Origin of the sequence: Aquamicrobium zhengzhouense (assembly GCF_016124105.1) — a bacterium.
GTDB lineage: Bacteria > Pseudomonadota > Alphaproteobacteria > Rhizobiales > Rhizobiaceae > Aerobium > Aerobium zhengzhouense.
Window position 1 is genome coordinate 57,082 of sequence record NZ_JADGMQ010000004.1, and the last position, 13,829, is coordinate 70,910.

General features: G+C 58.2%; 14 protein-coding genes. All 14 read right to left on the reverse strand.

Annotated features, from left to right (window positions below; translation table 11 throughout):
• Nucleotides 1-154: 154 nt before the first annotated feature.
• The 14 genes from IOD40_RS08025 to IOD40_RS08090 all read right to left on the reverse strand — a co-directional run bounded on the left by IOD40_RS08025 (nt 155) and on the right by IOD40_RS08090 (nt 13,829).
• Nucleotides 155-424 (reverse strand): DUF1467 family protein, encoded by a 270-nt coding sequence (locus IOD40_RS08025; RefSeq protein ID WP_198476021.1) that lies wholly within the window; start codon nt 422-424, stop codon nt 155-157.
• Between the two features lie 10 nt (nt 425-434).
• The gene (gene mce, locus IOD40_RS08030; RefSeq protein ID WP_198476200.1) at nt 435-839 is read right to left on the reverse strand and encodes a methylmalonyl-CoA epimerase; all 405 of its coding nucleotides are present in this window, start codon (nt 837-839) and stop codon (nt 435-437) included.
• A 76-nt stretch (nt 840-915) separates the two neighbouring features.
• Nucleotides 916-2,583: a ribonuclease J gene (locus tag IOD40_RS08035; RefSeq protein ID WP_198476022.1), complete on the reverse strand. Its 1,668-nt coding sequence runs from the start codon at nt 2,581-2,583 to the stop codon at nt 916-918.
• A 17-nt stretch (nt 2,584-2,600) separates the two neighbouring features.
• The gene (locus tag IOD40_RS08040) at nt 2,601-3,431 is read right to left on the reverse strand and encodes a biotin--[acetyl-CoA-carboxylase] ligase (protein ID WP_198476023.1); all 831 of its coding nucleotides are present in this window, start codon (nt 3,429-3,431) and stop codon (nt 2,601-2,603) included.
• Between the two features lie 4 nt (nt 3,432-3,435).
• Entirely contained in the window at nt 3,436-4,872 is a 1,437-nt protein-coding gene (nuoN, locus tag IOD40_RS08045) for an NADH-quinone oxidoreductase subunit NuoN (RefSeq protein ID WP_198476024.1), read from the reverse strand.
• A gap of 9 nt (nt 4,873-4,881) precedes the next feature.
• Entirely contained in the window at nt 4,882-6,390 is a 1,509-nt protein-coding gene (locus tag IOD40_RS08050) for an NADH-quinone oxidoreductase subunit M (RefSeq protein ID WP_198476025.1), read from the reverse strand.
• Complete coding sequence (gene nuoL / locus IOD40_RS08055) at nt 6,390-8,372, reverse strand: NADH-quinone oxidoreductase subunit L (RefSeq protein ID WP_198476026.1); 1,983 nt, start codon at nt 8,370-8,372, stop codon at nt 6,390-6,392. Before nuoL ends, IOD40_RS08050 begins: the two co-directional genes overlap by 1 nt.
• Nucleotides 8,373-8,379: 7 nt before the next feature.
• Nucleotides 8,380-8,688 carry an NADH-quinone oxidoreductase subunit NuoK gene (gene nuoK, locus IOD40_RS08060; RefSeq protein ID WP_198476027.1) on the reverse strand — a complete coding sequence of 103 codons (309 nt, stop codon included), beginning with the start codon at nt 8,686-8,688 and terminating at the stop codon, nt 8,380-8,382.
• Between the two features lie 4 nt (nt 8,689-8,692).
• On the reverse strand, nt 8,693-9,313 hold the full coding sequence (locus IOD40_RS08065; protein ID WP_198476028.1) for an NADH-quinone oxidoreductase subunit J: 621 nt from the start codon (nt 9,311-9,313) through the stop codon (nt 8,693-8,695).
• A gap of 130 nt (nt 9,314-9,443) precedes the next feature.
• The gene (gene nuoI / locus IOD40_RS08070) at nt 9,444-9,935 is read right to left on the reverse strand and encodes an NADH-quinone oxidoreductase subunit NuoI (protein ID WP_198476029.1); all 492 of its coding nucleotides are present in this window, start codon (nt 9,933-9,935) and stop codon (nt 9,444-9,446) included.
• A 1-nt stretch (nt 9,936) separates the two neighbouring features.
• Nucleotides 9,937-10,128 carry a hypothetical protein gene (locus IOD40_RS08075; RefSeq protein ID WP_198476030.1) on the reverse strand — a complete coding sequence of 64 codons (192 nt, stop codon included), beginning with the start codon at nt 10,126-10,128 and terminating at the stop codon, nt 9,937-9,939.
• The gene (nuoH, locus tag IOD40_RS08080; protein ID WP_198476031.1) at nt 10,125-11,174 is read right to left on the reverse strand and encodes an NADH-quinone oxidoreductase subunit NuoH; all 1,050 of its coding nucleotides are present in this window, start codon (nt 11,172-11,174) and stop codon (nt 10,125-10,127) included. Before nuoH ends, IOD40_RS08075 begins: the two co-directional genes overlap by 4 nt.
• A 9-nt stretch (nt 11,175-11,183) precedes the next feature.
• Nucleotides 11,184-13,265, reverse strand: coding sequence for an NADH-quinone oxidoreductase subunit NuoG (nuoG, locus tag IOD40_RS08085; RefSeq protein ID WP_198476032.1), 2,082 nt, complete (start codon nt 13,263-13,265; stop codon nt 11,184-11,186).
• Nucleotides 13,266-13,379: 114 nt separating this feature from the next.
• The gene (locus tag IOD40_RS08090) at nt 13,380-13,829 is read right to left on the reverse strand and encodes a hypothetical protein (RefSeq protein WP_198476033.1); all 450 of its coding nucleotides are present in this window, start codon (nt 13,827-13,829) and stop codon (nt 13,380-13,382) included.

Consider the following 13,829-nt stretch of genomic DNA (forward strand, 5'->3'; position numbering starts at 1 on the left):
TCTTGGGAGGATGCGATCTTGGCGCGATAACCCGCAGCCGCCGGTAACGGAACAGATCGGACGCGTTTAAATTGCAAGGCTTCGGCCTTGCTTTTTTTTTGCTCAACAATGCTGCTGAAATAAGGCTGCGCCTCGTGCTGCCCTACGCGCCCGATTATTTGGCGTACGGACCAATGCGAGGAATATCGTTGAACGAGAAGTCGAAATAAACTGCGGCAAAGTAGCCGGCAGCGAATATCAGCGTCGTCGATATGGTGGTTCGGATAAAGGCTCCGCGCATGTGTGAACCCTTAGGCGCACTTGAGACGGTGCCGAGTGTCACCTCCCCGTCATCATCCTGAGTGCGAAGCCCAAAGGGCAGCATCGCGAACAGCACGACCCACCAAAGAATGAAATAGCTCGCAGCAATGGAAAGCCAATTCATGTGCTGCTCCCTAAACCTGTTCGAGCTCTATGAGGGCCCCCATGAAGTCCTTCGGGTGAAGGAACAGTACGGGCTTACCATGGGCACCGATACGGGGCTGGCCGTCTCCCAGTACGCGCGCGCCTGACGCCGTCAGACGGTCACGAGCGGCGATGATATCATCGACCTCATAGCAGACGTGATGCATGCCCCCGGAAGGGTTCTTTTCGAGAAACGGACGAATCGTCGACCCTTCGCCCAACGGCTCGAGGAGTTCGATCTTCGTATTCCCGACATCAATGAACACCACAGTAACGCCATGCTCGGGCAGCGCCTGGGGAGCTGAGACGTCAGCCCCCAAGGTATCCCGATAAAGCGTCACCGCGGCCGCAAGGTCCGGAACTGCCAGTGCAACGTGGTTCAGGCGTCCAATCACAATCTTCACTCACTGATTCATCACGTTGCCAGAACGATTCCGCTCAGCGACATAAGTTGCTGAAACCTTATGCCTTTTAGCGCGTAACAAAAACGGTAACTATGGGCTTTTTGCCCCAGGCATCGTTTGCCGCACCCCGAACCGCTCTGCGCGCCGCCTCTGCAACGAGATCCAGATCTTTACGCCGCGCGCGCGGAATGCTTTCGATCGCGCCGATAGCAGCGCTCAGCATCACATCTTCCATCAGCTCACCCGAGCGATTAGCCTTCGCGACGCCGATCGCCACCAGGTCGGGATCGCCCGCGAGATCGTACCGATCATCCAGCACCACGTTGACGGCGACATGGCCCACATAACTGAGCTTGCGGCGATCCCGGATACCGACTTCTTCTTCGGAACCGATGAGTTTGCCGTCCTTAAAGACCCGGCCGAAGGGAACCTGATCGATGATCTCCGCCGGTCCAGGCGCCAGACGGATCATGTCTCCGTTTCGGATCTGGGCGACGTGAGGGATACCTGACATCGCCCCTAAAGCGCCCTGAGCGACAAGATGAGCCGCCTCGCCGTGAACCGGAACCAGGATCTGCGGTCGTACCCATTCATACATCCGCTTCAATTCGTTCCGTCGGGGATGCCCGGAGACGTGTACCAGTGCATCTCCGTCTTCAATGATCTTGATACCCTGCTCGATGAGCTGGTTCTTAATCTCAAGGATAGCCTTCTCGTTTCCTGGGATCACGCGCGACGAGTAGACCACCGTGTCGCCGGGCGTCAGTGCGAGATTTTTCATCTCGTCACGGGCAAGTTTGGCGAGTGCAGCGCGCGGCTCACCCTGACTGCCCGTGCAAAGGATCACCAGATTTTCACGCGGTATGTAGGCGTAATCCTGTTCTTCAACGAATTCGGGAAGGCCTTCAAGGTAACCCAGCTCTGTCGCGACATTGATCACGCGCTTCAATGACGAACCAAGCACCAACACCTGGCGCCCTGCATCACGCGCCGCCTCAGCGATTGAGCGGATGCGACCAACATTTGACGAGAAGGTTGTTACGGCAACACGCCCCGATGCTCGCTCAATGACTTCCCGCAGCCCCTGCCCCACAGCTTGCTCGGATGGCGATTCTCCATCCCGCAACGCGTTGGTGGAATCGCAGATCAGCGCCGCGACACCCTCGTCGCCTATCGCACGAAAGCGATCTTCGTCCGTGACCGGCCCAATAGTCGGTGCCGGATCAATCTTCCAGTCACCCGTATGAATGACGGTGCCAACTGGAGTCCGAATGGCGAGCGATACCGGCTCAGGGATCGAGTGGGTGACTGCGATGGCTTCAATCTCAAAGGGCCCGATCTCGAAGCGCTCACCGGCGCGGTAGATCTCGACATCTACCTCTGTCCCACCTTCATAGCGGCGTTTGGCTTCCAGGAGCCCTGCGGTGAACGGCGTCATCCAAACCCGCTTCTTCAGGCGGGGCCACAAATCCAGAAGCGCGCCATAATGGTCTTCATGCGCGTGGGTGATGATGATGCCAACGACATTGTCGAGCTGGCTCTCAACGAAACGCGTATCCGGCAGCACCAGATCGACACCTGGAAGTTGAGCGTCCGGGAAGGTGACGCCGACGTCAACGATCAGCCATTTGCGAGCGCGCTCCGGCCCGTAGCCGTAAAGCGCAAAGTTCATGCCAATTTCGCCTACGCCACCTAGCGGGCAGAAAACGAGCTCGTTGCCGTTCTTTACAGCCATCCCGGCACCTTTCAATGTCATGCAGATGCAGCCGATGCGACCGCGCCAAAATGTACGTCACCGGCGGCGACCGTAATAACGCCTCCATCCGGCTCCCGGATAACGAACCGACATTCGTCATCAATCGTTTCAAAGATACCGCGCACAACGCGGCCTTCAATCTGAACCGCGACTTCGGACCCTACGCCCGCTGCGCTCTCCAGCCAACGCCGTCTGATGTGAGACAGCCCACGGCCATTGTCCCATAAGCGTTCGTTTTCAATCCACGCATCGGATATCGCCAGAAACAGGGCTTCGGCATCACAATCCACACTGAGATCCTTTAACGAGGATGCCGGATACGGCAACCCCTCAGGAAACGCCACCACATTCACACCGATCCCCAAAGCCATAGCGAAACGTTGGTCGGGCAGCAGCGTCGTTTCCAGCAATATACCTGCGAGCTTCGCTCCGTCCGCCAGAACGTCATTAGGCCATTTGAGCGCAAACCGACCGCCGTTCAACGGCGTCCCACCGTCAACGCCCACGTGGAACCGGGAAGCAGGAGAAACGGCCTTGAGAGCATCCGACAGCGTTAACCCCGCTACAAAACCCAGGGTTGCAGCATGTTTGAGCTCAAAATCGGGCACCAGAAGTAGCGTCGCGGCAAGATTGCCATCCGGGGTTTCCCAAGCCCTTCCGCGACGACCCCGCCCGGACGTCTGTCGCTTGGTAACGAGCCAAAGCCGCCCCGGATCCCCCGCACGGGCGCGCTCAAGCGCCAGTGCATTCGTGGAACCGATCTCTGAAAATGCTTCGAGGCGAAACCCGTTCGCCTCGGCAATTGGTGATATACGAAAACCTGACAAAGGATCAGAAGAACGTCTTCGCTGCCGCCTCTGCCATGCGACCGATCGGTGCTCCGATCAGGACATAGAAGAGAACGAAAGCACCCGACGCTCCAAGGACGACCCGAAGATCACCTGCCAGCGGGTCGAGTGCACCAGCCGGCTCATCGAACCACATGATCTTGATGATCCGCAGGTAGTAGAACGCGCCGACGACCGATGCGAGCATGCCGATCACGGCAAGCGCATAGAGATCCGCATTGATCGCAGCCAGGAACACGTACCACTTGGCCCAAAAGCCTGCCATCGGCGGAATACCGGCGAGCGAGAACATCATCACGGTCATGATGGTAGCAACGACCGGGTTGGTGGACGCCAGACCTGCCACATCATTGATCTGCTCAATGTTGCGACCGCCACGACGCATTCCGAGAATGAACGCAAAGGTTCCAAGCGTCATCACCAGATAGATCAGCATGTAAATCGCGACACCGCGAATACCTGCTTCCGTACCGGCTGACAGACCGACAAGCGCAAAGCCCATGTGGCCGATAGAGGAATAAGCCATCAGGCGCTTGAAGTTGCGCTGGCCGATAGCCGCGAAGGATCCCAGTACCATCGAAGCGATCGCCACGAAGACAATGATTTGACGCCAATCCGTGGTGATCGGCTCGAACGCACCCATCGTGGTACGGATGAGCAACGCCATTGCAGCCATCTTGGGAGCTGCGGCGAAGAAGGCCGTAATCGGAGTTGGAGCACCTTCATAAACGTCCGGCGTCCACATGTGGAATGGCACGGCGGAAATCTTGAACGCGAGACCCGCGAGCACGAACACCAGGCCGAAGACAAGACCAAGCTGACGCTCTGAACCGGCAAGAACCGTCGCAATCTCAGTAAAGTTGGTATGACCGGTAAAGCCATAGACCAGCGAGATACCGTAGAGCATCATGCCCGACGACAAAGCGCCCAAGACGAAATACTTGAGGCCAGCCTCGGTCGCCCGAACATTTTCGCGGCTCATTGCTGCAACGACGTAGAGCGCGAAGGACTGCAGCTCAAGCCCCATGAAAAGCGTGAGCATGTCATTGGCCGAGACCATCAGCAGCATGCCGACAGTCGACAGAATTACCAGCACCGGAAATTCGAAGCGGTCAAATCCTTCACGGCGTGCAAAGCCCACCGACATGGCAAGCGCAACCAGTGAGCCGGTCAGGGTCAGCACCTTCATGAAGCGCGTGAAGGAATCGTTGACGAACGCACCTTCAAAGCCGACCCCATCCCCAGTGAACAGGACCAGCCAAGCACCCGATGCCAGGAGCAGGGCGATGCCCAGACCCGTGACTGTCGAAAACGCCCGCTCCCCGGAAAAGACACCGATCATGAGCAGCGCCATTGCGCCAACGGCCAGGATCAGTTCCGGCGTAGCGAGGCTCAGGCTCGAAAAGAGTTCTGCCGTCATCTTACTACCTTAGCGGCTCGCCATCGCGGCCTGAGCGGCCTCGATCGACAGGGTTACATTGTTGACGAGTGCATCCACAGACGCGGTCGTCACGTCAAATACGGGCGACGGATAGACACCGAAGAAGATCACCAGCAGCACCAGCGGATAGATGATCACCTTTTCCCGGGTCGACATGTCCAGCAGGCCCTTGAGGTTTTCCTTGGTCAGCGCCCCGAACACCACGCGACGGTAAAGCCACAGAGCGTACGCGGCGGACAGGATCACACCGGTCGCCGCGAAGAGAGCAACCCATGTGTTGACCTTGAACACACCAACCAGTGTGAGGAATTCGCCAACGAAGCCAGACGTACCCGGCAGGCCGACATTCGCCATCGTCAGGATCAGGAACACGACCGCATATTTCGGCATGTTGTTCACGAGCCCGCCATAGGCATCAATGTCACGCGTGTGCATCCGGTCGTAGACAACGCCGACGCAAAGGAACAGTGCGCCCGAAATCAGACCGTGCGACAGCATCTGGAAGATCGCACCCTGAACACCTTCCACGTTCATCGCGAAGATGCCCATCGTCACGTAACCCATATGCGCGACGGAGGAATAAGCGATCAGCTTCTTGATGTCCTCCTGCATCAGCGCAACCAGCGACGTGTAGACGATAGCGATTACCGACAGGACGAAAACCAGCGGCTGGAAATAAAGGGACGCATCCGGGAACATCGGAACCGAGAAGCGCAGGAACCCGTATCCACCCATCTTCAGCAGGATTGCTGCAAGGATAACAGAGCCAGCAGTCGGTGCTTCAACGTGTGCGTCAGGCAGCCAGGTGTGAACCGGCCACATCGGCATCTTCACTGCGAAGGAAGCGAAGAACGCCAGCCAGAGCCAGGTCTGCATCGAGGCCGGGAAGTCATGCGCGAGCAGCGTCGGAATGTCGGTCGTGCCGGCATTCCAGAACATCGCCATCATCGCGAGCAGCATCAGCAACGAGCCAAGCAGCGTGTAAAGAAAGAACTTGAACGACGCATAGACGCGGCGCGCACCACCCCACACACCGATGATGATGAACATCGGTACGAGGCTCGCCTCGAAGAATACATAGAAGAGGACGAGATCAAGCGCACAGAAGACGCCGATCATGATCGTTTCCAGGATGAGGAACGCGATCATGTACTCCTTGACGCGCTTCTCCACCGACTCCCACGATGCCAGGATGCACAGCGGCATCAGGAACGTGGTCAGGATGACGAACAGCATCGAAATGCCGTCGACACCCATATGGTAGGAGATACCGGCGTCGAGCCACGGTGCCTTCTCCACGAACTGGAAGCCGGCATATGAGTTGTCGAAGCCCGTCCAGATAAAGAGCGACAGGATGAAGGTGAAAACCGTCGTCAGCAGCGCGATATTACGAATGTTTCTGCGCGCAGCAGTACCCTCGTCCCTGATCAGAAGGATCAGGAACACGCCTACCAGAGGCAGAAAGGTAACGGTCGAGAGGAGCGGCCAGCCGGTCATCAGAGGGAGCCTCCCAGCATCATCCAGGTGACAAGGGCAGCGACACCGATGAGCATTGCGAATGCGTAGTGATAGAGATAGCCCGTCTGCATTTTCACGACGCGGTCGGTGATATCGACAACGCGCGCGGCGATGCCATTTGGCCCGAAGCCGTCGATGACAACGCCATCACCCTTCTTCCAAAGGAAGTGGCCGAGCCGCTTTGCAGGACGAACAAAGATGAAGTCGTAGAGCTCGTCGAAATACCACTTGTTCAGCAGGAACTGGTACAGGCCAGAATGCTGCGCAGCGAGGCGCTTGGGTGTTTCCGGCGAGCGGATGTAGAACTGGTAAGCCAGCAAGAAGCCCAGGATCATTGCAGCGAACGGCGAAGCCTTCACCCAGAACGGCACCGAGTGGTAGTCGTGCAGGATGTGATTGTCCTCGAGCGTGAAGAGTGCGCCCTGCCAGAAGCCGTCGTAATTGTCGCCAAGGAAATAACCGTAGAAGACAAAGCCCGAGAAGAGCGCGCCGACCGCAAGGAGGTAGAGCGGTACAAGCATTACCGGCGGAGATTCATGCACGTGATGCATGACTTCTTCCGACGCACGCGGCTGACCGTGGAACGTCAGGAAGATCAGACGCCATGAGTAGAAGCTCGTGAACATTGCGGCGACGACCAGCATAATAAACGCGAACGTTGCAGCCGCGCTGGAAGATGCAAATGCACCCTCAATGATCGCGTCCTTGGAGAAGAACCCTGCTGTACCGATGTAGGTTGCGGGGAGACCGACACCTGTCAGCGCGATCGTACCGATGATCATCATCCAGTAGGTCGTCGGGATCAGCTTACGCAGACCACCCATCTTTCGCATGTCCTGCTCATCAGACACGGCGTGAATGACCGAGCCCGAGCCAAGGAACAGAAGTGCCTTGAAGAACGCGTGCGTGAAGAGGTGGAAAACGGCTGCAGAGTAGAAGCCCAGACCGAGCGCGACGAACATGTATCCGAGCTGCGAGCAGGTCGAATATGCGATCACGCGCTTGATGTCGTTCTGGACGAGACCGACGGTCGCCGCAAAGAACGCGGTGATCGCGCCGATGATCGTTACCACCAACAAAGCAGTGTCAGACAGTTCGAATACCGGCGACAGACGCGCAAGCATGAAGACGCCTGCCGTGACCATGGTGGCGGCGTGAATGAGAGCCGACACCGGGGTCGGGCCTTCCATCGCGTCGGGCAGCCAGGTGTGAAGCGGAACCTGTGCGGACTTGCCCATTGCGCCCATGAAGAGGAGCAGACAGATCGCAGTCAGAGCACCGGCCTGCGTCAGCGACCAGCCCAGGAACTGGAACATCGTATCGCCAGAAGTGTCCGGATTTTGTGCGATCGCAGCCGCGTTGGCGAAGATGGTGTCGAAGTTCACCGAGCCGAACATGACGTAGACGCCGAACATTCCGAGCAGGAAGCCAAAGTCACCTACACGGTTGACGACGAACGCCTTGATCGCAGCAGCGTTCGCCGACGGCTTCTTGAACCAGAAGCCGATCAGCAGATACGAAGCCAGACCCACGCCTTCCCAGCCGAAGAACATCTGGACGAGATTGTCCGACGTCACCAGCATCAACATCGCGAAGGTGAACAGCGACAGATACGCGAAGAAGCGGGGCCGATGCGGATCGTGGTGCATGTAGCCGATGGAGTAGGCGTGAACCAAAGCCGAAACCGAGTTCACGACCACCAGCATCACCGTCGTGAGCGTATCGATGCGGAACGCCCAGGACACATCAAGTGAGCCAACCTCGATAAAGCGTAGCACCGGGACGCTGAACGCCGCGGTATCGCCAAGGCCGACCTGGAAAAAAGCAACCCAGGAAAGCAATGCTGCAACCAGCAGGAAGCCTGAAGTGACGAATTCCGATGCCTTGGCTCCGATCGCACGACCAAAAATGCCAGCGATCAGGAAGCCCGCAAGCGGAAGAAAGACGATGGCGTGATACATTGCCCGCTCAGCCCTTCATCATGTTGACGTCTTCGACGGCAATCGAACCACGATTTCGGAAGAAGACGACGATAATAGCGAGACCGATGGCAGCTTCGGCCGCCGCGACCGTCAAGATGAACAGCGCGAAGACCTGACCGACGAGGTCGCCAAGGACGGCCGAAAAGGCCACGAAATTTATATTCACCGCGAGCAGGATCAACTCGACCGACATCAAGATCACGATGACGTTCTTCCTATTGAGGAAGATGCCGAAGATGCCGATCGTGAAAAGTACAGCCGAGACGGTGAGATAATGAGCGATACCGACTTCCATAGCCTCAGAGCCCCTTGCCCGACTGCACTTGCTTGATCTCGATTGCAGTTGCCGTCGTGCGCGCGACCTGAGCCGGAATGCTCTGGCGCTTGGCGTTTGGCTTGTGGCGCAGCGTCAGGACAATCGCGCCGATCATCGCGACCAGGAGGATCAAGCCCGCAATCTGGAAGAAGAAGATGTAGTCCGTATATATGATGTCACCCAGCGCAGCCGTATTGTGGCGCTGGTCGATCGGCGGCGTCGGACGCGCGGTCGAGCCAGCCAATTCGGGCGCAAACGTGTAGCCGCCGAGAACAATGATGAGTTCCGCTGCAAGGATCAGCCCGACCAGGGCACCGACCGGAGCGTACTGCAACGCACCCTGCTTCATCTCTGCAAAGTCCACGTCGAGCATCATGACGACGAAGAGGAAGAGAACTGCCACTGCGCCGACGTAAACAACCAGCAGGATCATCGCCAGGAATTCAGCGCCTGTCAGGAGGAACAGGGCCGCGGCGTTGAAAAAGGTCAAAATCAAAAACAGCACAGAGTGCACCGGGTTGCGCGACGAGATGACCATGAAGGCCGCCGCGACCGCAATGAAGGCGAAAACGTAGAAGAAGATCGCCTCAAGTCCTGTCAGCATGGGTTCCCCCGGGTTCCGTTAAAGGCACTATGCATTTTGCAACGCCCTGCTCCGCGTCGCCCGCGCCGAAGCGCGAGCAGATGCGCGTGTTCACTAGAACAGCCGTTACCGGCCGTCCACTTCACCCCACTCAGCGGTAGGGTGCGTCCAAAGCTATATTGCGCGCGATTTCGCGCTCCCACCGATCGCCATTGGCGAGCAGCTTTTCCTTGTCGTAGTAAAGCTCTTCACGAGTTTCTGTGGAGAATTCGAAGTTCGGGCCTTCGACGATCGCATCCACCGGGCAAGCTTCCTGGCAGAAGCCGCAATAGATGCACTTCACCATGTCGATGTCGTAGCGCACGGTACGGCGGGTACCGTCGTTACGGCGCGGACCGGCCTCGATCGTGATCGCCTGTGCCGGGCAGATGGCTTCGCAGAGCTTGCAAGCAATGCAGCGCTCTTCACCATTCGGGTACCGACGAAGCGCGTGTTCACCACGAAAGCGCGGTGAGATCGGCCCCTTCTCGTTCGGGTAGTTGATCGTGTGCTTGGGCGCAAAGAATTGGCGCATCGACAGGAAAAATGCCCCGACGAACTCCTTGAGCAGCAGCGACTTTGCAGCCTGGGCTAGCGCTGACATCTTATTCTCCACCAAACAGCGAGCCGGCGAACCAGCCCAAAACCGGGAGCACCACAATCTGGGCAGCCCCCGAAACCTTTAATACGAGCTTTGTTTCGGACAACTCCACACGCCTTGAAAGCGCGTGGAGGAAACCGGCGCCGATTAGCGCCAATATCAGTCCGAGCAAAGCTCCTATGGCGCTGCCGCTCATGCCGCGGTGAGCTCCATGACCTTCAGGAATGTCGCGGTCGCGACCACCATGAAGAGCGAGATCGGCAGGAAGACCTTCCAACCCAGACGCATCAACTGGTCATAGCGGTAGCGCGGGACGAATGCTTTCACCATGGCGAACATGAAGAAGACCATGCACACCTTGAGCACGAACCAGATCACGCCCGGCACCCACGTAAACGGTGCGAAGTCGAACGGAGGCAGCCAGCCACCGAGGAACAGGATCGTGGTCAGCGCGCACATCAGGACGATGGCGACGTATTCACCAAGGAAGAACAGCAGGAACGGCGTCGACGAATATTCGATCATGTGACCGGCAACCAGCTCCGACTCGGCTTCAACCAGGTCGAATGGCGGGCGGTTCGTCTCGGCGAGCGCCGAGATGAAGAAGATGATGAACATCGGGAACAGGCCGAGCCAGTGCCAATCAAGGAACGTGTTCGGCAGGCCAAGATGGGTGCCAAGACCGTCCCGTTGCGACAGCACAATATCGGTCAGGCTCAGAGAGCCGACACAGAGCAGGACGGTTACGATCACGAAACCGATCGAGACTTCATACGAAACCATCTGCGCAGCCGAACGAAGCGCGCCGAGGAAGGGGTACTTCGAGTTCGAGGCCCAACCGCCCATGATCACCCCATAGACCTCTAGCGAGGAGATGGCGAATACGTAGAGAATACCGACGTTGATCGTTGCGATGGCCCAGCCTTCACTGACCGGAATGACGGCCCATGCCGCAATGGCGAGGACTGCCGAGATAAACGGCGCCAGAAGGAACACGGCCTTGTTGGCGCCTGAGGGGATCACCGGCTCTTTGAAGACAAACTTCAGCAAGTCGGCAAATGCCTGCAGAAGACCCCACGGACCAACCACGTTGGGACCACGGCGAAGCTGCACCGCCGCCCAGATCTTACGGTCGGCGTAGAGAAGATATGCAACCAGGATCAGCAGAACCACGATCAGCAAGACTGACTTGCCGAGAATGATCAGCGCCGGGAGCACGTATAATGCGAAGAAGGAATCCATTGCCCCGCCCTATTCCGCCGCCTGCCTGAAGCCATCACGCGCCAGGGCCGAGCACTCGGCCATGACAGCGGACGCCCGGGCAATCGGGTTCGTCAGATAGAAATCAGTCACCGGCGAAACAAATGCCGCATTGATCACCGAGCCGCCCTTACCAGCCAGCGCCGAGACATCGGCCGGATTTCCGGCTTCGATTTCGTCGATTGCCGCAAAATGCGGGTAGTCGGCATAGAGCTTTGCGCGCAGCTGCGTGAGCGAATCGAATGGCAGACGCTTGCCGAGGACATCGGAAAGCGCGCGAAGAATCGCCCAGTCTTCCTTTGCCTCGCCCGGTGCAAAGCCTGCACGGTTCGCCAGCTGAACGCGGCCCTCGGTGTTCACGTATGTACCCGACTTCTCGGTATACGTCGCGCCTGGCAGAATAACGTCGGCGCGGTGCGCACCGGCATCACCATGGCTGCCAATGTAGACCGTGAAGGCAGAGCCGATCTGCTTCATGTCGAACTCGTCAGCGCCGAGCAGGAACAGAACATCGAGCGCGCCCATCATGGCCGCAACATCCTTGCCCCCCTCTCCCGGCACAAAACCGAGATCGAGACCACCAACGCGGGCAGCTGCAGTGTGAAGTACAGCAAAGCCGTTCCACTCGTCAGACACTGCACCAACGTCAGCTGCAACACGCGCGGCGAGTGACAGTACAGCAGCACCATCGTCACGCGCGAGTGCGCCCTGCCCAACGATGATCAGCGGACGTTGAGCGTCCTTCAGCGTCTGCAGGAAGCCGATCGAGCCTGAAGCCAGCTGCGCCAGAGTCTCCGGGCCGTTGCCGAGCGCTTCATAGTCATAACGCAGGTCACCCACCTCGCCGATCACTCCGATCGGGAGAACGCCGGAGCGCCAACGCTTGCGGATACGTGCATTCAGAACCGACGCCTCAAAGCGCGGGTTGGAACCGATAATCAGGATCGCGTCTGCATCTTCGATCCCCTCAATGGTCGGGTTGAAGATGTAGCTTGCGCGACCGTTTGCCGGATCCAGTGCAGCGCCATCCTGGCGGCAATCGAAGTTCGCCGAACCGAGCGATGTCATCAGCTGCTTCAGCGCGTACATTTCTTCGACGGCAGCAAGGTCACCGGCGATCGCGCCGATCTTATCGCCAGAGGTCCGTGCAACTGCGTCATTGATCGCGCCGAACGCCTCGGCCCAGCTTGCCGCCTGCAGGCGGCCATCACGGCGCACATAGGGCCGGTCAAGCCGCTGCGAGCGCAGACCGTCCCAAATGAAGCGGGTCTTGTCCGAGATCCACTCTTCGTTCACCTGCTCATTGATGCGCGGCATGATGCGCATCACTTCGCGGCCACGAGTGTCGACGCGGATTGCCGAACCGACAGCGTCCATCACGTCAATGGATTCGGTCTTGTTCAGTTCCCACGGACGAGCCTGAAACGCATAAGGCTTCGAGGTCAGCGCACCGACCGGGCAAAGGTCAATAACGTTACCCTGCAACTCGGACGTCATTGCCTTTTCGAGGTAGGTGGTGATCTCGGCATCTTCGCCGCGACCAATCAAACCAAGCTCGGAAATACCGGCAACTTCGGTGGTGAAACGTACACAGCGCGTGCAGTGGATGCAGCGCGTCATGACCGTCTTAACCAACGGCCCAAGATACTTGTCTTCAACCGCGCGCTTGTTCTCGGCGTAACGCGAAGCGTCCACACCGAAAGCCATGGCCTGATCCTGAAGATCACACTCGCCACCCTGGTCGCAAATAGGGCAATCCAGCGGGTGGTTGATGAGCAGGAACTCCATCACACCTTCGCGGGCCTTTTTGACCATAGGCGAATTGGTGAACATTTCCGGCAGTTCACCATTCGGCCCCGGGCGCAGGTCGCGCACGTTCATGGCGCATGATGCCTGCGGCTTCGGAGGGCCGCCCTTAACCTCTACCAGGCACATGCGGCAGTTGCCTGCGATCGACAACCGCTCGTGGAAGCAGAAGCGTGGCACCTCTGCACCTGCCTCTTCCGCCGCCTGAAGAAGCGTGTAGTGATCGGGTACCTCGATCTCTTTGCCGTCGACCTTCAGTTTAGCCATATTGCCTCAACTCCGCGGATATCCGCAAACCCTGCTGCGGGACAGCAAGCTGCCCCAGTAGTTCTTTACCTGCGACCGGATAGGGCCGTTGCTTGCCCGCTCCAATCGTCACGTTCAATGCGGCCTGCCAGGCCAAACCCGGCGCTCAACGTCGCAATCACGTCCGCATACCAGCGTCTCGATATTGCGATAGGTCGTAACACCGCGCTTCTTCAGCACTTTCTCGAGCCTGGGCCCGATTCCGCTGATTTTCTTCAGATCCCTTGCGCCAGCCGCCTTGTTAAGGATTGAGCCTTTCGCAGGCGATGCCTTATCGAAGAGCTTCAACCGCGAAACAATTCCTTCCGCGACGGGGATCACAGCTTCAACGAAGCGACGCGACAGCCGCGCTGGAGCAGGAAATGCTCCTAGCCACTCACCAGATGGGTGGCTTGCACGGTTGAAAATGATCGTTCTGGCAACAGAAGCTGCACCGTCCGGGGACGCTTGCAGGCAAATCGACGATGCGACTTCCCTAGCTTTCCCAGGCATCCCGGCGCCGCCTATGTCACCATACTGCTTCAT

Bases quoted from the DNA above. Each gene is read 5' to 3' on its own strand.
- IOD40_RS08025 (WP_198476021.1), bottom strand. From the start codon at position 424: ATGAATTGGCTTTCCATTGCTGCGAGCTATTTCATTCTTTGGTGGGTC.
- nuoI (WP_198476029.1), bottom strand. From the start codon at position 9,935: ATGTCAGCGCTAGCCCAGGCTGCAAAGTCGCTGCTGCTCAAGGAGTTC.
- IOD40_RS08075 (WP_198476030.1), bottom strand. From the start codon at position 10,128: ATGAGCGGCAGCGCCATAGGAGCTTTGCTCGGACTGATATTGGCGCTA.
- IOD40_RS08090 (WP_198476033.1), bottom strand. From the start codon at position 13,829: ATGAAGCAGTATGGTGACATAGGCGGCGCCGGGATGCCTGGGAAAGCT.
- IOD40_RS08035 (WP_198476022.1), bottom strand. From the start codon at position 2,583: ATGGCTGTAAAGAACGGCAACGAGCTCGTTTTCTGCCCGCTAGGTGGC.
- nuoG (WP_198476032.1), bottom strand. From the start codon at position 13,265: ATGGCTAAACTGAAGGTCGACGGCAAAGAGATCGAGGTACCCGATCAC.
- IOD40_RS08065 (WP_198476028.1), bottom strand. From the start codon at position 9,313: ATGCTGACAGGACTTGAGGCGATCTTCTTCTACGTTTTCGCCTTCATT.
- nuoL (WP_198476026.1), bottom strand. From the start codon at position 8,372: ATGTATCACGCCATCGTCTTTCTTCCGCTTGCGGGCTTCCTGATCGCT.
- nuoK (WP_198476027.1), bottom strand. From the start codon at position 8,688: ATGGAAGTCGGTATCGCTCATTATCTCACCGTCTCGGCTGTACTTTTC.
- nuoH (WP_198476031.1), bottom strand. From the start codon at position 11,174: ATGGATTCCTTCTTCGCATTATACGTGCTCCCGGCGCTGATCATTCTC.
- IOD40_RS08050 (WP_198476025.1), bottom strand. From the start codon at position 6,390: ATGACCGGCTGGCCGCTCCTCTCGACCGTTACCTTTCTGCCTCTGGTA.
- nuoN (WP_198476024.1), bottom strand. From the start codon at position 4,872: ATGACGGCAGAACTCTTTTCGAGCCTGAGCCTCGCTACGCCGGAACTG.